12 protein-coding genes are annotated in these 18,176 nt (G+C 67.9%); 1 reads left to right on the top strand and 11 read right to left on the bottom strand.

The window, feature by feature from the left end; all coding sequences use genetic code 11:
• Positions 1-268 precede the first annotated feature (268 nt).
• From E3T22_RS13510 to E3T22_RS13560, 11 genes are all read right to left on the bottom strand, one after another.
• On the bottom strand, positions 269-1,183 hold the full coding sequence (locus tag E3T22_RS13510) for a glycosyltransferase (protein ID WP_088457331.1): 915 nt from the start codon (positions 1,181-1,183) through the stop codon (positions 269-271).
• Complete coding sequence (locus E3T22_RS13515; protein ID WP_134480952.1) at positions 1,180-2,196, bottom strand: hypothetical protein; 1,017 nt, start codon at positions 2,194-2,196, stop codon at positions 1,180-1,182. The genes E3T22_RS13510 and E3T22_RS13515 overlap by 4 nt, the downstream gene beginning before the upstream one ends.
• Entirely contained in the window at positions 2,193-3,455 is a 1,263-nt protein-coding gene (locus tag E3T22_RS13520) for an MFS transporter (protein ID WP_134480951.1), read from the bottom strand. Before E3T22_RS13520 ends, E3T22_RS13515 begins: the two co-directional genes overlap by 4 nt.
• Before the next feature lie 13 nt (positions 3,456-3,468).
• On the bottom strand, positions 3,469-4,167 hold the full coding sequence (locus E3T22_RS13525) for a hypothetical protein (RefSeq protein WP_134480950.1): 699 nt from the start codon (positions 4,165-4,167) through the stop codon (positions 3,469-3,471).
• A complete protein-coding gene (locus E3T22_RS13530; protein WP_241979898.1) occupies positions 4,164-4,787 on the bottom strand; it encodes an acyltransferase in 624 nt (207 codons plus the stop codon). Before E3T22_RS13530 ends, E3T22_RS13525 begins: the two co-directional genes overlap by 4 nt.
• Before the next feature lie 241 nt (positions 4,788-5,028).
• On the bottom strand, positions 5,029-5,658 hold the full coding sequence (locus E3T22_RS13535) for an acyltransferase (RefSeq protein WP_241979885.1): 630 nt from the start codon (positions 5,656-5,658) through the stop codon (positions 5,029-5,031).
• Positions 5,659-5,821: 163 nt separating this feature from the next.
• Positions 5,822-6,613, bottom strand: a complete 792-nt coding sequence (locus E3T22_RS13540) for a transglutaminase family protein (RefSeq protein ID WP_134407799.1) — start codon at positions 6,611-6,613, stop codon at positions 5,822-5,824.
• A 90-nt stretch (positions 6,614-6,703) separates the two neighbouring features.
• The gene (locus tag E3T22_RS13545; RefSeq protein ID WP_134407800.1) at positions 6,704-8,671 is read right to left on the bottom strand and encodes a serine/threonine-protein kinase; all 1,968 of its coding nucleotides are present in this window, start codon (positions 8,669-8,671) and stop codon (positions 6,704-6,706) included.
• A 79-nt stretch (positions 8,672-8,750) separates the two neighbouring features.
• On the bottom strand, positions 8,751-13,067 hold the full coding sequence (locus E3T22_RS13550) for an FtsK/SpoIIIE domain-containing protein (RefSeq protein WP_134480949.1): 4,317 nt from the start codon (positions 13,065-13,067) through the stop codon (positions 8,751-8,753).
• Between the two features lie 65 nt (positions 13,068-13,132).
• Positions 13,133-14,464, bottom strand: coding sequence for an ABC transporter substrate-binding protein (locus E3T22_RS13555; protein WP_134480948.1), 1,332 nt, complete (start codon positions 14,462-14,464; stop codon positions 13,133-13,135).
• Positions 14,461-17,358, bottom strand: a complete 2,898-nt coding sequence (locus E3T22_RS13560) for a hypothetical protein (RefSeq protein WP_134480947.1) — start codon at positions 17,356-17,358, stop codon at positions 14,461-14,463. Before E3T22_RS13560 ends, E3T22_RS13555 begins: the two co-directional genes overlap by 4 nt.
• Before the next feature lie 229 nt (positions 17,359-17,587).
• Between E3T22_RS13560 and E3T22_RS13565 the strand changes: the two genes are divergently transcribed.
• Positions 17,588-17,869: a pyrophosphorylase gene (locus E3T22_RS13565; RefSeq protein ID WP_134407804.1), complete on the top strand. Its 282-nt coding sequence runs from the start codon at positions 17,588-17,590 to the stop codon at positions 17,867-17,869.
• The last annotated feature ends 307 nt before the right edge of the window (positions 17,870-18,176 follow it).

An 18,176-nucleotide genomic window follows, 5' to 3' on the forward strand; every position in this document is an offset into this window, starting at 1 on the left:
CGTCGAACGAGGAAGCGGTCGGCTACGAGGCAGCCGGACGCACAGAGGGGTCGACAAATAATGGTTGTGGTCACGTTCCATCCCTGCATTTCGGGTGTACAGGTTCAGCTCGGATACAGCCCGCGGCCGGAAGGGTAAGGCCCGGCACGGACTCGTGTTCAAACCTGAGGCAGGCTCAGGTCCTCACGAGGTGACCATAGCCGGGCAAGCGACGAGCCGCTGTGACCTTATCGGGGGGTAAAGTGACGCGGCTCGGGGCGGACTGGTGTCATTTCGTCGTCCCGCTGCGCCACTCCTTGATTCGGTCGACCCCGCGCTTGCCGACCAGGAATAGCAGGGTGGACTTCACGGCGGCGCGAGAGGATTCCCGCAGCAGCCTGGCTGGCCCGCTCAACAGGCGGTCGCGGAGCAGGTCGGTACGCGTCGGCTGGTCAAGATCGGTGGGCAGGGTGGGGAACAGGGCGGCGTAGCCGTTCGACGCGACGAGCCGGCCGCGAACCCGGTTGCTGACGTTGCTGCCGTGCACGACCTGCAGCCACGCCGGTGGGCCGGATACCGCAACGCTCGGCATGGACCGAGGGAGCAGCGTGTGCCAGTCCGCCCAACAGGTGACGGGATCGTTCCAGGTCTCCCTGACGGAGCAGAACGCGTTGAGCTTGTCGACGCGGAGGAACAACCCGTCGGGACCGAGGATCAGTCCCGACGCGAGGTACAGCGCCGAGCGCGGCCCCCTTGGAGGGATTCGCTGTAGGCGGTCGACGAAATCGGCGGCGAGCCCGTCGTCGTTGTCGAGATTCGTGGTCAGCAGGTCGGCGGACGGTGTGGTTCGCCCAGCGCGGATGTCGTCGAGAATGATGGCCGGGGTGACCTCTGCCCGGTAGATCGGCTCGAAGACCTGGTCCCGCACGAACGGTGCCAGGCGTTGGACGAGCCATTCGGGGCTGTCCGGGTCGAGGTAAACGAGCCAGCGGAAGTTCTGGTTGGTTTGAGCGCGCACCGACGGCAGGCAGTATTTCTCGAAGAGGTCGGCGCGGCCGGTGAGCCATCCCTCGCGTTGGCGCACTCGACCCTCTGGGCCCGGGGTCGGCAGGTTGAACCTGGTGATCAGGACGTGATCGACCGTGGGGGGCGCCGTCGCGGGGTCGTCCAGACGTGTCGCGTTCTGCCCGCGTTTGGCAGTCATGAGCGCACCACCGATGGAGACCAGGCGTGCGGGATGAAAAGGCGAGGTTGGCTGGCCCCGTCGATGGAGATGGACCAGACATCGCTGTCACCGACGACGTCGGTGCGGGCCAGCCCGTAGAGCAGTGTCGAATCATCCAGCCATTCCACCTGGTCGTCGACGTTGCCGGGGGCGGGGAGGAGAGTCTCCACCCCCGTCTCGAGATCGAGCACCGCGATGGACCAGACCGGCGACGCAGTGCCGGTAACGACCTTCTTGTAGGCGATATGACGACCGTCGGGGGAGAGCGACGGGCACTCGGCGCTTTCCCGGATGGCCGTCAGGGTGCGGGCGGTCAGGTCGCCCCGCACCAACCAGGTGCGTCCGGCCGTGGCCGCCGTGGCATAGAAGGTGGTGTCGTCGCTGCCGAAGGTCACGCCCCAGATGTTGCGGTCGGCCGCTGTGATGCGCTCACCGTCCACCAAGAGAGCGAAGTCTTCGAGATTGCCGTAGTCGGTGCCGTCGATTGTGGAAATCGTCGTCTGAGTCGAGAACGCGACCGTCCCATATGATTCCCCGGTCACGAACGCTGTCACGGCGACGAGGCGGGAGTTGGCGGATACCCGAGTGCGGCTGGGGATGCCGGGTAACGGCCAGGTGCGGAGCTCGGCGGCGTCCGCACCGCGCAGGGTGGCCGCGAACGTCGTGACGATCCCGCGGTCGATGTGGAGGCACATCTCCACGACTGTGGTTGCATACACCCTGTCGCACGCCTGGGCCGTCACCGAGCGCTCACCGGCGGGATCGGCGAGCGGGACGAAGGCGACCAGCCCGTACCCGTCGCCGGATGCCGTATTGCGGAACACGATCCGGTCTCCTGTCGCCGCCGTGTCGGTGGTGACCGCCTGCACGGCGTTCCCGCCGGTCCGTCGTTCCTGGGAGCCTGCCCAGGCCACGATGCCGTAGCCTCCGGCTCCGCCGAGGAGCACCGCGCTGACCAGCACGGCGGCGATGGTGCGTTTGCGTGCGGTCATGTCGTCTGCGTCCGGTCGAACGCGCCGCGCAGGACGAGAGCGGCCAGCGGGATCAGCAGGGCGAGTGCGCCCGCGATGATCAGCATGGCGTCGCCGCGGCCCACCGCGAACCAGAGCACACCGAATCCAGTGGACGCGATCAGCCGGGTGGCGGCAACGACGGTCTGGGCGGAGGCGATGGCTGTCGCACGGCTGGCCTCAGACGTCGACTGGGCCGCGAGCGCCGCGAGGATGCCGTCGGTGGACGCATAGAACGCACCGAGGGCTATCAGACAGAGAATCGTCGTCGGAAGCCCGGCAACGGGGACCGCTGCAGAGGCGTAGGCAGACAGGAGCGCGAGATGGCCGCAAACGAAGACCCTGGCGCGGCCGAACCTGTCGGCGAGCTTGCCCAGCGGGATCGCAAGGAGGAGGAAGACGACGTTGGTGCCCACGTAGAGCAGGGGAAACCAGGCCGCCGCGAAGGCATCCCGGCTCTGCAGGACCAGGTAGATGAACCCGTCACCGATGGTCACGATGCCCAACAGTCCCGCGGTGAGGAGCAGGCGGCGCAGCCGCGGATCCCTCAGCTGAGCCCACCTGAACGACGCCCGGGAGGTGCCGGGTGCGGCGCGCTCTGCCGAAGGACGGGTGTTCGGTACGACCAGGCCGAGCACAAAGACGCCGACGATCGCGAAGGCGAGCGATACGACAAAAACAGTGTCGTAGCCGTCCGGGATGGCGAACAGGATCGCGAAGGCGAGCAGTGGCCCGACCGCGGCCCCGACGGTGTCCAGCATGCGGTGCACTCCGAAAGACCTACCGAGGTTCTCCGGGAGCGATGACGCTGTAATCAGCGCATCGCGCGGGGCGGTCCGGACGCCCTTACCGAGGCGATCGACAGCGATGACGGCCGCCAGGGACGTGAATCCGGTTGCGAAGAGAAGTCCGGTGCGGGCCAGGACTGACAGACCGTACCCGAAGAACGCGATCCACTTCGGCTGGTCCCCCCGGTCCGCCGCCCAGCCGCCGGCGATGCGCACGATGGCGCTGACGCCCTGGTAGATCCCGTCGAGAAGCCCGTAGGCGACTGTCGACAGGCCCAGCACTCCCGTGATGTATAGCGGAAGGATCGCCGACACCGACTCCGAGGAGACGTCAGTGACCAGGCTGACGATTCCCAGCGCGATGACGACGGACGAGACCCGCGTCGCGACGGGGCGTCCGGGAGGGGATGCCGTTCCTTGTGCCGATCCCCGGTCGGAAAAAGAGATGTACACGGGCCGGCCGCCGTCAACCCTGCGCCGTGAAAACGCCGAAGAGCACGTAGCTGGATCCGCCGGCGACGGCGGTGACCGACAGGGTCACCGAATCGTCGTCGCGGGCGAAACTGAGCGTTGTCCCGCGTTCGGTCGTGGTCGCCGGGGTTTCAAGGAGTCCCAGGGGCGCGAAATGGTGCCGGTAAAACGTGAGGACGTCGTCGGTGCCGAGTGTGGTCCTTGCCTTGAACGCGGCCTGCAGACGGTCGCCCTGCGTCGCCACCGAGCTGTTGTCGACGAGTGAGTTCGGGATCCCCGGCATGACATCGGTGGGGAACCCGTGTACAACGTCGCCGAGGGAGTTCACGGTTGGGGGGAGTGGCAGCGAGACGAGCGCGGACCGGGGCTTCGACGGCGGCAGGGTGACGTCGACCTGCCCGGGCGGGAGCACTTCGGTTGAGGTGCGGGGGCCCGCCTCCGTATCGGTGTCGGGTGCGGGGTCGGCCTGCGGTCTCTCTGGAGCAGGCGGCACCGTCTCGTCGATCCGCGCGGTCGACGTGGGCGTGGGGGCGCCGCTCTCGGCGGCTGTCGGTGGCGCCGTGGCCGACGGTGTGGATTCCGCCACCGAGCGAATCCGGTCGGCTGCCGGCAGCAGCTGGGCCACGATCATGCCGGCCGTCGCCACTGCCACGGTGAGGGCGAGCGCGGTGAGCCCGAGCTGACGCTTGTTCATCCGGACTCACGTTCTGCCAGGAGGACGCCGTCACGTTCGTAAAAGTGCTCACCGGTGGCCGGGCAGGTCAGCCGGCCGTCCTCAGCTCTCCGCAGCGGGATCCCCGACCGACCGACCCAGCCGATGCGTCTGGCCGGTACGCCGGCGACGATGGCGTAGTCCGGGACATCCTTCGTCACCACGGCGCCGGCCGCGACGAGCGCCCAACGGCCGATGCTGACCGGTCCGATGCAGACGGCCCGCGCACCGATGGACGCGCCCGTGCCGACGTGCACACCCACCGGATGCCAGTCCTCTGCCATTTTGATGCTCAAATCGGGGTTGACGGCCCGCGGAAACATGTCGTTGGTGAACACCACGGCGGGACCGACGAAGACGCCGTCTTCCAGGACCGCCGGTTCGTAGATCAGTGCGTAGTTCTGTACCTTGCAGTTGCGTCCGAGAATGACGCCGGGTCCGATGTACGAGCCACGCCCGAGGATGCAGCCGCTGCCGATGGAGGCATTTTCGCGCACCTGGGCGAGGTGCCACACGCGTGTCTCAGCGCCGACCTCCGCGGTGGGGTCCACGTCGGCGGTCGCTTCGATGAGGGGGTGCCCGGCCGTCTCCGGTGCGGGTATCACGAGCGTCGACCTTTCGCGGGGCGGTGGGAGGCTGCGGGGCAGCCGGCCGCACGGAGGGGTCGCCGCAAAGTACTTCTTTTCACGTTCTATCCCTGCATGTCGGGTGTACAGGTGCAGCTCGGACAGAGCCCGACGCCGGCAATAGCGCAAGCCGGAGACGGACTCTTGACGAGACCTGGCGCACGCCCAGGTCCTCACGACGTGACCATAGCCGGGCTGGGAAGGTGTCGCTGTGACCTTATCGGGGGGCAATTCCGAGTGGGCGGAGGGCGCCGTTGTGTTCGCCGTAGAGCGCGCCGGTCACCGGGCATCTGAAAAGGTCGGGGCCGACGCGATCCAGGCGGGCGCCGCTCTGTCCCACCCAGTGCACCCTCCTGGCCGGAATCCCGTCCATCAGGGCGTACTCGGGCACGTCGGCGGTCACCACGGAGCCGTCGGCCACCACGGCCCAGCGCCCGACGGTGAGGGGTGCGACGCAGACCGTGTTGGCGCCGATGGATGCCCCGGTGCGCACGGTGACACCGACGAGGTCCCAGTCCGCCGTGGTCTTGAGGCGGCCGATCGGCGAAACGGCTCGGGGGAACCTGTCGTTGGTGAACACGGCCCCTGGTCCGACGTGCACCCGTTCCTCCAGCAGGGTCGGTTCGTAGAGAAGGGCGAAATCCTGCACTGTGCACTGGCGTCCGAGGATGACGCCAGGCCCGAGGTACGCGGCGTACCCGACCGTGCATCCGGGGCCGACCCGGGCGAATTCGCGGACCTGGGCGCGGTCCGCCACCGTGCTGCCGGCGCCGAGCACCGCGCGGGGGTCGACGTCCGCGGACGGTGCTATCCATAGCGCCCTCACGGCGCCGGCGTCAGTCGTCACGAGTATCCCTTGCAAGTTGGGAGCCGGATGCCGCGGAGGCTCGTGCTGTCATCGGCCTGACAGGGGCGACAGGTACGAGTGAGTTATTCTCAGGTCTGTTGTGCGCTGCAGGGACCATAGCGCGTGCCTTCCGGCCCCGCTGTAACCACTCCAGGGGTGGCGTCTAGGCCAGCCGGGCCAGCCTGGTGACGTCGTCCCGCGGCAGCACGTCGGCGACGGCGGTGACGGTGAGCACGTTCAGCTGAATTGCGGCGCCCGCCGAGGAGAGGAAGGCGGTGTCTGCGGCGTCCCGGCCGGTGGCGATGCGCAGAAGCGACTGGCGCGGAGCGAGCCCGGTGGCGTCGACGACCTGCCAGGCGCCGTCGAGATACGCCTCGGCCACGGCGTGGAAGTCCATCGGTGACAGGCCGGGAGCGTAGGCCGACACCAGGCGGGCCGGCACGTCGTGCGCGCGCAGGAAGGCTATGACGAGGTGGGCGTAGTCGCGGCAGACGCCCTGCCGGGACAGCAGGGTGCGCACCGCACCATCCGTGGGCAGGCTGGCGCCGGGCACGTAACTCAGGTGCGTGCCCACCCAGGAGGTGATCGCGTTGAGCAGGTCGGTGCCGGTGAGCCCGCGGAACTCGGCGTGCGCGGTGGGCCAGAGATGGTCGGATTCGATATAGCGGCTGGGCCGGAGGTAACGCACGAGGTCGATGTCGGACACCTCTGCGGGCCCGGATTCGCCCGACACCTCGACCGTGTAGTCGATGTCGATCCGGCCGGCCTGTACCGAGACGAGCTGGAGCCGGGTGCCGTGCGCGTCGAGGACGTCCCGGTAGGTGAGCGCGGTGTCGTTCTGCACGATGGCGAGCAGCTCCGTGGCGCTCGCGTCCGCGGCGACGGCGACGGACAGAACCAGCTCAGCGGGCCCGTGTGCAACGAGTTCGAGATGCGCGGAAGCGGAGCGTTTCATGCCCACATCGTGGCATACATCCGCGAACCGTGAGAAAAGCACCCAACCCGTGCCTCGGGTTTTAGGTGCTTAACTCACGGTTCGCGGGGTCTAGCGGGACGTGATCCCGAAGCTCGGGGACTGCAGCTGGGTGAAGTTCCCGACGCTGGCCAGCACCGTGCACTCGGGCGTGATCTGCAGGGCCGTGACAGTGAGCCCGGTACTGTCCACCGCCAACGCCCCGCCGCAGCCGTCGGCAAACCGCACCCCTTGCTCGCCGCCGCTCACCGCGGTAAGTATCTGGGAGGGCTTTCCCGACGCCGGGCTGATGTACATGGGGTTCAGCTCGTCGGCGCCGCCGTACCAGACGGGAACCAGGGTGATCTTCAGGGGGCTGGGCGTCACGACACGGGCCGGAGTGCGCACTTCCACACTCATGAGACGCTGAACCGGGTAAACGGTGCCCATGACGCCCGGATCCTGCGTCGCGGCCGTCGTCGACTCAGACCCGGCGCGCAACCACCCGTCAAGCGCTTCTTGATCTGCGGGCGATGCCGGCACCGTCACGGTCACGTCGACGGAACCTCCTGCCGGGATATCCACCCCTGAGACCTTCCAGCCGCACTCAACGTCGAGGCCGGTGATCGAGGGCTGGTTGCGGGTCGCTGAAGCCCCATCCCACGTGGCCGCCGGGCAGGTGTCGCCCTCGGCCACACCTGGGATCACCTCGAGAAAATCGCCGGACAACGGCGCCTTCTGTGCCGCATACGCGATCGTCACGCGGATCTGGCCGGATGAGGGGTCGTAGGAGGCGGTCCGCGAGATGGTCAGGCCGGTGGGAAGGGCTGTGTCCTGCACCTGTGCGGACAGTTGGTCGCCGGAAGCCTCGGGCGCTTTCTCCCGGTTTCCCGGCACCAAGACAACGAAGCCGACGACCATCGCGACGAGCAGAAGGGCAGCGGTGCCGGCGAGAACCAGCGCCTTACGCGTGCGCCAGAACGGGGACGCCGGGGTTTCCTCAGGCCGGACTTCCACCGGCGGCCGCACCACGACGCGCCGGATCGGCCGGGCGATCGTGGCGCTGCCCGCGTTCCCGAGTTCCGGAGCCTCCGCATCGGCCACGGACAGCGAAGGCTCCGAGAGGGCAGCGAGCTCAGCATCCGTAAAGGCGCCCCGGACCACGGTGGCTGCGTGGTCGGCGGCGGCAAAGTCGGCGGGGGCTTCCCCGCGAGCGATGGCGGGGCTGCCGGCGAGACGGGGAGCCAGACGCCGGAGCGTTGACGCAGCCTCGGCCGCGGTGGGGCGCTGTGCGGGGTCTTTGGACAGCAGCCGGTCGAGTACGTCCCAGACGGCATCGTCGACGGGAATTCTCGGCGGGCGCGACGAAACGTGGCGATAGGCGACGCTGAAATCCGTTCCCGGCCCGGCAAAGGGAGTGCGCCCGGCGAGGAGCTCATAGAGCATGACCCCGGTGGAGTACACGTCGCCCGGAGGCCCGGACAGGCCTCGGCTGATGAGCTCGGGAGGCATGTACTGCGGGGTGCCGATCAGGCCGGTGGTCTGGCGGATCCGTTCGCCCACCACGTCGGAGATGCCGAAGTCGGAGACCCGGACGTCGCCCACACCGCAGTCGGGCCATGGCCGGGCGAGGAGCACGTTGTCCGGTTTGATGTCGCGGTGCGTCACGCCCCGGGCGTGGGCGAAAGCCAGCGCGTCGAACACCTCGATGGTCAGGTGCAGCGCGTCCACGGGACGCAACGTGCCGGCCGCGTTCACCGCATCCCGCAGCGACCCGCCCGCGACGTAGTCCATGACGATGGCCAGCCGCGCGCCCTCAACCACCATGTCGCGCACGGTGACGATTCGGGAGTCCAGGAGCCCGAGCAGTACCGAGCGTTCTCGAACGAACCGCTCGACGAGCGCGGAATCGTCGGCGTGCTCCGGCCGCAGAACCTTCGCGGCGAACGTCTCGCCGTCGGTGGACGTGACCGTCCACACCTCGCCGACAGCACCGGAACCCACCCGTTCACCGAAGCGATAGGACGCTCCCAGCGCCTGACCCGCTTGTGCGATTTGCATCCCGTACCCTCTCGCTGCATCCATCCGATTCTCACGTCAGTCCCGGTCACGGCCCCCGCGGGGGCACCAGACGCCGGGGCTAACCCGCTGGGCTCATCGACTGGATCAGTGCCATTTGTCCGCCCACCCCGATGTACCCGCGCCCCACCGTCAGCGCCACGGGCGCTCTGCGGGGAAGGATCGCGCCCAGCAGTTCGCCGTCGTAGTCAACATCCGGTTGCAGAAGCACGCCGAGGCGGGATTTGCGGAGTGTCTTGGTCCAGTGACTGTACAGCCCGCGGAGATCGGCGGCGCGTCCGGCGGCGATGACGCACAGCCCGGCCCGCCTGGATGCCACCACAGCCGCGATGGATTGATCGGCGTCTTCGAAGCGCTCGGCGTCGTCGATCAGGAGGAATACCGTGCCGCGCTCGAGGCGCAGGGCAGCCAGCAGGGCAGGCACGTCGTCCGCGCCGATGGCCGTTCGGTCCAGCGCGGCGGTGGCCAACGGCGATCGGCGATCGCAGATGCCCCACACTTGCGCCGGACCCCGGTCGGTGGCGGCGCCACGCACCGCTCCGGCCAGGGCGAGAAGCAGCGTGGACTTGCCCGAACGGGCAGGCCCCGCGATGAGCACGTGCTCACCCTCGTAGACGTCCAGGAAGGCAGGGGAGAGGTCCATCTCGCCGACCCCCACCGGGATACGCCAGGGCTCGCCCTCCAGCTGGGGTTCAACACCCAACTCGGGCAGCGTGACCGTAGTGGGCAGGCGCCTGACCATGGCGTTCTTCGCAGGCACGTGTGCCCACTGCTGCCGAACCCGGTCCACCGCAGCGACCAGTCCGATGCCCGGTGTGGCCACGTGCATCTGAAGTGAGGTGCGGGGGTCGACGCAGCGTCCGGGGAACGCAGCGGGGATCTCCTTGCCTCGCACACCGAGCGAGGAGTAGTCGTAGGTGTCTGCCAGCCGGAAGAGCCACTTCTGCAGGGTTACCTCGTTCATGGCCGAAGGCACCGCCTTGGCGCGGGTGGTCGAGACAGCGAACGAGAGTCCCAGGGCGGGGCCGTCCGCGTAGGCGCCGTACAGCAGAGCCAGCAGTTGCTGTCCATCGAAATCCTGGAACTCATCCCGCAGCGACGCCAGACCGTCCAGCAGCACCACGGTGCGGCGGTGGCCGCCGGGTTCGGCGCGGCGGCGCTCCAGCTCCGTGTGCAGATGCCGCAAGAATCGGGCCTGCTGCTCCTTGGCGCCGGCACCCGTTCCCACGTAGGCCACCGTGTGTGGCAGGGCTTCGAGGGGCTCAAGTTCGCGGGAGCCCATGTCGAGAATCATCAGATCCAGGTCCGCCGGATCACACTCCTTCGCCAGGGTCAGCGCGATCGAGGCCAGCGTGGTGCTCGTACCGGAGCCGGCCACGCCCATGAGCATCAGGTTCCCGACGGACATGTCCCATCCCGCCGGGGACTGCCGCTGCAGCGCCGGCTCATCCACGATGGACACCAGGACGGAGGAGTTGCGGACGGCGCCCACGATCGGCAGGAGCGGGGCTTCCAGGCCGGTGAGGGCGCTGGGCAGGGCGGCAGGGGCTTCTTCGGGCGGCAGGGGGAGGAAACCGTCCAGCTCCACCCGCTCACCCAGGGCCTCCGGCCAGACCTGCCGGGGCCGGGCGTACCCGGCCTCAGTGTTGGCTTCGATCACCGCGTCGATGAGGAGGTCGAGGTCGTTCTCGTCCACGTCCGCAGATCGAGGCGTCGCCACCGCGGGCACCGGAACACCGAACTGGCGGATACCGCGCACGTCCACGGTGGTGCCGCCGAGCTGCGCTTGACCGGTGACGAGGGCGGTCTGCACGGGGGTGATGTCGTCCTGGCCCAGTTTTACGTAGGCGCGCCCCATCTGGGCCCGGCCGATCGCCGAGGCGGCGGGCACACCGATGACGTTGGTGGAGTCGTCGCGGCTCTGCACGCGGAGCGCAACCCGCAGGTTCGTGTTCGCGAGGATGTCCTCGCTGACGACCCCGGCCGGGCGTTGCGTGGCCAGGATCATGTGCACCCCCAGGGTGCGGCCCACGGCACCCACGCTGACCAGCGCTTTGAGCACGTCCGGGAAGTCCTTGGCGAGCATGGCGAACTCGTCGATCACCAGCAGCAGCCGGGGCATCGGTTCGGCCGGGTTCGTGGCCAGATAGGCATCCAGATTGTCGACGCCCTCGCCGGCCCCGGCGAACACCCGCTGGCGCCGCTCCATCTCCGCCTCCAAAGAGCGGAGGGCGCGGTCGGCGAGTTGTTCATCCAGGTTGGAGATGGTGCCGATGGTGTGCGGCAGACGTTCGCAGGCCTTGAACGCCGCTCCGCCCTTGAAATCGATCAGGATGAAGTTCAGTCGGGTCGGATCGTTGCGTGCCGCGAGGCCGGCCACGAGCGAGCGAAGGAATTCGGACTTTCCCGATCCGGTGGTGCCGCCGACCAGACCGTGGGGGCCGTCCTTGACCAGGTCAAGGGTCAGGGGCCCGTTCTCGCCGGCGCCTATCGGTGCGGAAACTCCCGTGGGGGCCTGCCACAGGCGACGGATCGTCGCCGCGTCCGGACGATCGTAGCCAAGCAGCGCAGGCAGCCGAACCAGGGACGGCAGGGAAGCGCCGGGCACGCTCAACTCCGGATCATCGAAGTGAGCCAGGCTCATCGCGCAGCGAACGGCCTCGTCCTGGTCCAGGCCCGCCAGGATGACGTCCTCCACCCGGCTCCGGGTTTCCGGCTGGTCCACGGTGGCAGCGGCGTCTGCTCCCACCCTGATGATGGTGGTGCAGCTGGCCGGCAGCTGCTCCTCCGAGGTCGCGATGACGATGCCAGCCACCCGGGACGCACGCCGCTGCGGGACGGCATGGATCCCGGGCTCGGAGCGGCCCATGCCGAGCAGCGCACGAGCCGGCGAGTCCCTGCCCTCTGTCAGCACTTCGGAGTCCAGGACCACCAGCATCGCCGGTGTCGGCAGCTCCTGGACGGTGTCCTTGAGCGCGCGCAGCATGGCCAGGCTGGTCTCGCGGTGCATGGACATCCAGCGCTCGCCGGTGCTGCTGCCGGCTTGGCGGGTGTGCGGCAGCCACGAGGCCCACTCCCACTCGTCGGCGCGCCCGGCGTCGCAGAAAACACCGATCGTCAGATCCGCCGGACCCACGTGCACCGCAGCCTGGGCGAGCAGGGACCGGGCAAGCGCCAGCGCGCCATCGCGGGAACCCACAATGCCAACGACTCCGGCGTCCGTCAGGTCCACCAGGACGGGCGCAGCCTGCAAGCGCGCAGACGTCAAGGAGTCCTTCACTTTCTCGTCGAGGCGGGATCCGCCAGCGCGGTCCGTTTCGGGCTGCCACGGCACGTCACCCGTGCCTGCATGCAGTGCGAGGAAGTCGGGGGAGTCGGCGCGGCGCTGCCACAGGGACGTGGTGGGCAGGGACGCGCGCCGCACCACGGTCGCAGGATCGGGGATCATGCGGTGGAGTCGCGCGGACTCCGCCGCTGCGGCCGTGCGGATCTGCTGCTCGAACTCCTCAAGGGCCTGGGCGAATCGCTTGTCCTCGTCCTTGAGGCCACGGGCGTGGCGACGCTTTTGTTCGAACCACATGCCTACGGCCATCACCGGACTGAGCAGGGCGAACATGGCGAAGCGCAGGTCCCGCAGAATCACCACCATGGCCGCAGCCATCACCAGGGGTGCGAGCACCGAGATGTAGCTGAATTTGCCGGCCGGCGGCACGTCCTTGCGGCTCGGTGGGGTCAGCGGGTCGCCTGCCGGGGCCTGCCCCGGGCGGGGAGGTCGGTTGAACGGCGCCGTTGCCGCAGGGGTGAGGTTGTGCAGGCTGCCGGGCGGCGGTGCCGGAGTCTCATCCAGTGACCGGCGCAGGAGGAGCACGGTGCCTCCCGCGGTGATCGTGGCAGCGCTCGTGACCAGGACGCCGTCATCCGCAATCCGCTCGCCGTTGACCAGAGTGCCATTTGTGGACCCGCCGTCCAGCACGCGTAACCCGTCCTCTTCCCGGCGCAGACGGCAGTGATCCCACGACGCGCTCTCGGTGGGAAGGCTCACGTCCGCGTGAGGAGACCGGCCGATGAGCATCTCGCGCCCCCGTGGGACGTTGATCACGCCGCCGGCACGCTGGCCGCCGGCGAGCGTCACACTCCAGTCGCGCACCCGCTCCGGATTCTGCCACGGAGCTCGCGCGATGCGGCTGCCTTCCAGGAAGATCAGCTCCGAGAGCGGGGTCGCCCCCCGCACCTCGGACTCGTTGACGAAGACCGCCTCATCGGGCGCCAGCCGCGGACCGCCGGCGGTTTCCAGGAAGTCTGCCAGCGTGGTGGACGGCGCGGCGTATGCCACCTCGCACTCAAAACGACGCTCGTCCAAGTCGATCAACACACGCATTAGAGCGGTCCTTCCGTGGTGAAGCTAAGTTCGGTCCGCTCAGGGGCGAGGTCGGGGAGAGCGGGTCAGGAACCTGCCGGCGCCGGCATCCAGATCAACCGCGGGGCGGCTTCGTCGGCCGGTCGCAGGCCCAGGTCCTGCGGGGATGCATAGACCAGCAGCGGCTCAACGGACAGCGCCGCGGAGCGCGAGAAGTCCAGAGCGGGACCGGCGAGGCCCTCGTTGGGCCCGAGCGACAGCGTGCTTAATGCCGCGCCCACCTTCGACGGATCTACGCTTCTGGCCAGCGCGCCGGCCCGCACCAGTGCGATGACGGCGTCGTGGCTGTGTGAGTCCGCAGCCCAGGCGTCTGCGGCGAAGGGGGCGTCGGCGGTCACGTTCATGATGTCCGAGTTGCCTGACGTCAGGCGCACGGCGGAAAGGAAAGCAGACATTCCCCGCCCTTGGGCGTCTTGTTGGAGCGCGGTGGTGTCACCTCCGTCAGCGGCAATGCTGACCAGTTGACCGGAGCCGTCACCGTCGAGCTCGGCGAGCGTAGAGGCGAAGGCCGGGGCCGTGGCACCGTTGGGCATGATCAGGGGGACGGACACGTTTCGCGCCTGCAGGGCCTGGATCAGCCGGGCCAGTCGCTGCGGGGTGGCTGCCACGACGACCACAGCGTCAGCAGGCTCGGCGATCCTCGTGGCTTCGGCGTCGGCGGGAGCATCCTCGGCAGTGGGGCGCAGCTGATCGCCGGTCTGGATGGCGGCCTCCTGAGCCAGAGCCGGCACATCCTCGAAGCCCGTGAGGCTCAGTGTCTGCGAGACGGTGACTGACGCGGGGACCGAGCCGCCGTCTTCGACGAGGAGCACCCTGGTCTTGCCCTGCAGCGCCGTGTGGATGGCGGCTTCGACGGACGGGCCCGACGGTCCGGTAGTCCAGGTGGCCTGTCCGGGTTCCGTCACGTCGGCGTACGGCGAGATGACCGGGATGCCGCGTTCCTCGGCCGCTTTCGCCGCGGCCTGCGCCTGCGGGCCCGTGCTGGTCACGATAACGCCGGCCACTTCCTGATCAGCGAGCGTCTCGACAGCGGCGCGAGCACCGTCAACCGAGCCGCTGTCGTTTTGGGCCAACAGGGTGATGGCAGCGCCGCCCTGGGCGAAGCGCTGCGTGGCGACGACCGCGCCCTGGGCCGCCCGGTTGTATTCGGAGCCGGGCTCGCCGGACTGGCCCAGGGTGAGGACGATTCCGATGGAGAAGTTCTTCGGCAGGCCATCCGCCTTGAGCGCAACAGGCACCGTCACGGCTACCGAAGTCTCGTCGGGGCGGTTGAGGGTGCCGGTGAGGGCGATCGTCGCCGCAGTGACGAGGATGGCGCCAGCGGAGACGATGATCACGAGCCTGCTGCGGCGGTTCATTCGGTGCCGCCGATCTGCAGCGTGTACAGGGTCTTCGACGTCGCGCCGGCCGGCACCTCGAGGTGGAACGCGGGCAGTTCATCGATTGCGGTCAGCGAGGCTTTGAACTGCGCCTGCCCCAACAGCAGCCCGGCGACATCGCGGGAGCGGATGTTGGTGTACCCCTCAGCGTTCTGCGAGGCCAACGCCAGTTGATAATCGGCGGTGTCTGCTTTGGCGGCGCTGGTGGCCATGGCGCCGAGGAGACCGGACCCGTTCACCGAGCGATCACCGAGATCGAGCATCAGCCCGTTGAAGCTGGAGGACAGGAGGGCGTTTGCGCCTTCGACGTCCCGGGTCGAACCGGATGTGCTCGAGGCGATGCTCGCAAGTGATGACTGCGTGCTCTTGTCCAAGGAGGCGGAGAGGGCGTCGCTTTGCTCGAACAGTTCACCGCGCTGCTTGTCGACCGTGCCCGCGGCGTCGGACACCACCTCATCCGAGGTGGCCTTCAACCCGGAGATGGAGCGGTTGAAAGCTGCGGTCACGGCGCCCGCTCCGGCGTCGCCGATCCCGGCAACCTGGCGGACCTGTTCGTCCACGCTCTGAAGAACCTCGGCAGCGGTCTCAGCCGAGACTTCGCCGAGAGACTGTGTGATCTTTTCGCCGAGCTGGTCCTGCTGCTCCTGAAGGTTCACCAGCGCCGTGCTCACCTGGCCGGAGGATTCTATGGCGTCAGCGAGTGCGGCATTCACGGCGTCAAGCAGGAGTCTCGTGTCGGCGACATTGCCCGTGGCGGTGCCGTCCAGCGCCTTCACGGCCGCCTCTATCGCGTCCAGCTTGGCCACGACGTCTGCATGCGCCGTCTCGAGCGCAGCAAACGCCTGCCCGATCAACTGGTCCTGCGCGGCGGTGTCGGTGGCCAGGAGCACGGCGTCCCAGGCGGCCGTCTGCGCCTTCAGCCGGGCATCCAACGGGGCCTCGAACCCGGTTGGCGGGGTCAACGCCGGTGCCGGATTTTCGAGAGTTTCCGAGGTCTCGCACGGAACGTCCGTTAAGTAGGAGCGCAGCCGCTCCACATCCTGGGATGACAGTCGTCCAACGCCGGGCAGGGCGGCGGTACCGGTACCGGGATCGGTATCGGTATCGGTATCCACATCGGCCATCGTGCACAGTTCCGCGGCCAGCTGCTGGCTCTGATTTACCATCGAACCGTCAAGCCCCAAGCCGTCACCCGACTCGGTCCTGGCGTCCTCTGCGGTCGCCTGGATATCGATCAGCTTCTGGCGCAGTCCATCGATTGTGCTGCGGGCCGCCGCTGCCGCGTCACTGGCGGCGGTGACGGAGACCCGGGAAGTCTTGATCGCCTCATCCACGTTTGCGCGGCTCGTCATGTAATCTTCCGGAGTCTCAGCGCCGTCGAGGATCACCGCGAAATCCGTGCGAACCTGCTCGAGCGTGGCAGTGGACGCCGCCTGGTCGGTGATAGCGCCCTGGACCAACTGCGGCTGCAGGTCTGCCACGAGCTCATCGCCCGTCTGCACCAGACCCAGCAGAGCCGCGGTCACTGTCACGGCGGATCCATAGAGAGAGCACGTCATGGAGCCTTGTGAAGCACAATCCTGCGCGGTGGGATTCTCGGGGCCCATCGTGGCTTCAAGGGCACCCGCCACAATGTCCCGGCAGCCGGCGCTCACCGTCGCGTAGGCGTCGAGCTGCGAGGCCATGGTCAGGATGCTGGAGTAGACCGTTGTCGTCTTCTCCGACTGGGTCACCTCGGCGGTACAGCCGACGCCCGTGATGGGCACCGGCGCTGCAACCGCCGTAGTGTCGCCCAGCATTGCGTCCACGGCGGCGACCGTCTGCTGGAGCTGGGACGACGTCGTGGACTGGGTGGCCTTGGCTGCGAACTCCAAGTCGGTGCCCAGGCTTCCCAGCTGCGCTTTGAGCCCGGACATGGTTCCGGCCAGCGCCTGGGAGTTATCGCGCAGATCGCTTGCGGTCGTTGTGCCCAGTGTCTGCGAGGTTTCCTGCAGGTTCCGCCGCACATCGGTAATGGTCGATCCGGCCTTCGTCAGCACGGTATTGACGTCGGAGACCAGCGCGATGGTGCGGCGTTGCAGTTCCAGCTCCGACCCGGCGCCGGAGGAGAACGCGCCAGCGAGCACACCGTCAGCGCTGAGGTCAGTGTTGAGGCCGGGCTGGACGGCAACGTCGATGGTGGGAACCTCAAAGTCTGTGACGTCAGCGACGAGCCGCAGTGTGGTGCTCGCACCGGAACGAGGCGGGGCCAGTATGGTCGCCCACTGCACGACCGCCGCGCCATCCTCGGTCTCGCTCAGCACGCCATTGGTGCCCGTCGTGCCATCCGCGGAACCAGCAGTGACCTGGTCCGCCCGAACACCGGTGAGGTGCGTCGAGGCGGCGATTGTCAGTGGGGCCCCGACGAGGGCAGTGTCGACGCGGGTCTGGCCGGCGGCGTCATACTCGATGGCCTGCGGCTTCACGGTGAGGTTTTCCAGCGTCAGGGTGATCTCGACCGGCCCGGTGTGGCCGCGCAGCTCGGTGAGATCGGAGCCGTACTTGGTTCCCGCCCGGTACTGCAGGCTCACCCGTACTGGCAGTTCCCCCACGACTTTTTCCGCGTCGTACGTCGTGTCCTCGGAGGACGATTCACCGGTCGCCGACACCGAAATCGTGGTCCCTTCGACCGTCTCGATTTCGGCTGACGGTGTCAGGCTCACGCGGACGTTCTGCAGGACCTTGACCGGGTCGGCAATAGGCGCCGGCTGGGGTGCGTAGGCACACGATGTGGTCACGAGCAGGCCGATGGAGATGATGACCGCGCTCAGAGCGCGACGCGACCCGCTGCGCTTCCCCGCGAAGAGCTGGTAGGTGCTGGTAAATCTAGGCATGATCGTCCCCCCTGGTTTCACTGTGCCTTCTGCATGATAGGGGGTTGCGCCTGCGATAGTACTAATCGGGGTCCAGCAGTGCAGGTCTTAGCTCAATAATGAGTTGTGGTCAGCAATTTTTTTGCGCTTTATTGGGTTTTGTGGTCGATGTGTTGGTAGCGTCAGCACCGTCCTGTCGCCGGCTGTTAAGAGTCCGGCGGACAAGCGGTACTCATTGGGAGGAATGTTTATGTCGCGAGTGTTGTCTACTGAGCAAGCGAAGTCTGCCATCGGGCAGGTGCAGTCAATCATCAACGGGGGTTTCACAGACCAGATTTCAGCGCTGGATTCACAGGGCCGAATTTTGTCGGATCCGAATGTGTGGGACGGCCCGCTCGCTGCGGAGTTCCGCGGTTCGACGTGGCCCGAAACGAAGGCTGCTCTGGATAAGGCCAAGCAGGAGCTGGAGCAGTTGCGCGGGCAGCTGCAGAAGATCTCGCAGGATATCTTCTCCGCGGGCGGCGGCGCCTGAGTCAGACGTGACCGCGTCACGGCCGGGTAGTCGCGCCGCTCTGGTGAGCGGGCCACCTGGCCGTGACGCACAGCGGTATCCGGCCGGTCTGGGATGTGTCCCTGCACCGGTTGTGGGTGTTCCAGGGCCCGGGGGTTAGTACCTGCGTTTTAGTTTTCTGTTTTAGTTGCAGTTCGTGTCCAGTGGGGGGCTTTGATAGTGACCGATTTCGTAGAGATGCCGTTGTTGCCGGTTTCGGATGCGGCCCACGGTGGGCAGTTTGATTATGGCGTGGCCGGAACGGTGAAGTCGGCGTTCGAGTCGGCGG

The organism is Cryobacterium sp. TMB3-10 (assembly GCF_004402305.1).
In the GTDB taxonomy this organism is placed as follows: domain Bacteria; phylum Actinomycetota; class Actinomycetes; order Actinomycetales; family Microbacteriaceae; genus Cryobacterium; species Cryobacterium zongtaii.

Excerpts from the sequence above, each read along its gene's own strand:
- E3T22_RS13510 (WP_088457331.1), bottom strand. The coding sequence starts at position 1,183 with ATGACTGCCAAACGCGGGCAGAACGCGACACGTCTGGACGACCCCGCG.
- E3T22_RS13515 (WP_134480952.1), bottom strand. The coding sequence starts at position 2,196 with ATGACCGCACGCAAACGCACCATCGCCGCCGTGCTGGTCAGCGCGGTG.
- E3T22_RS13525 (WP_134480950.1), bottom strand. The coding sequence starts at position 4,167 with ATGAACAAGCGTCAGCTCGGGCTCACCGCGCTCGCCCTCACCGTGGCA.
- E3T22_RS13540 (WP_134407799.1), bottom strand. The coding sequence starts at position 6,613 with ATGAAACGCTCCGCTTCCGCGCATCTCGAACTCGTTGCACACGGGCCC.
- E3T22_RS13545 (WP_134407800.1), bottom strand. The coding sequence starts at position 8,671 with ATGCAAATCGCACAAGCGGGTCAGGCGCTGGGAGCGTCCTATCGCTTC.
- E3T22_RS13550 (WP_134480949.1), bottom strand. The coding sequence starts at position 13,067 with ATGCGTGTGTTGATCGACTTGGACGAGCGTCGTTTTGAGTGCGAGGTG.
- E3T22_RS13555 (WP_134480948.1), bottom strand. The coding sequence starts at position 14,464 with ATGAACCGCCGCAGCAGGCTCGTGATCATCGTCTCCGCTGGCGCCATC.
- E3T22_RS13560 (WP_134480947.1), bottom strand. The coding sequence starts at position 17,358 with ATGCCTAGATTTACCAGCACCTACCAGCTCTTCGCGGGGAAGCGCAGC.
- E3T22_RS13565 (WP_134407804.1), top strand. The coding sequence starts at position 17,588 with ATGTCGCGAGTGTTGTCTACTGAGCAAGCGAAGTCTGCCATCGGGCAG.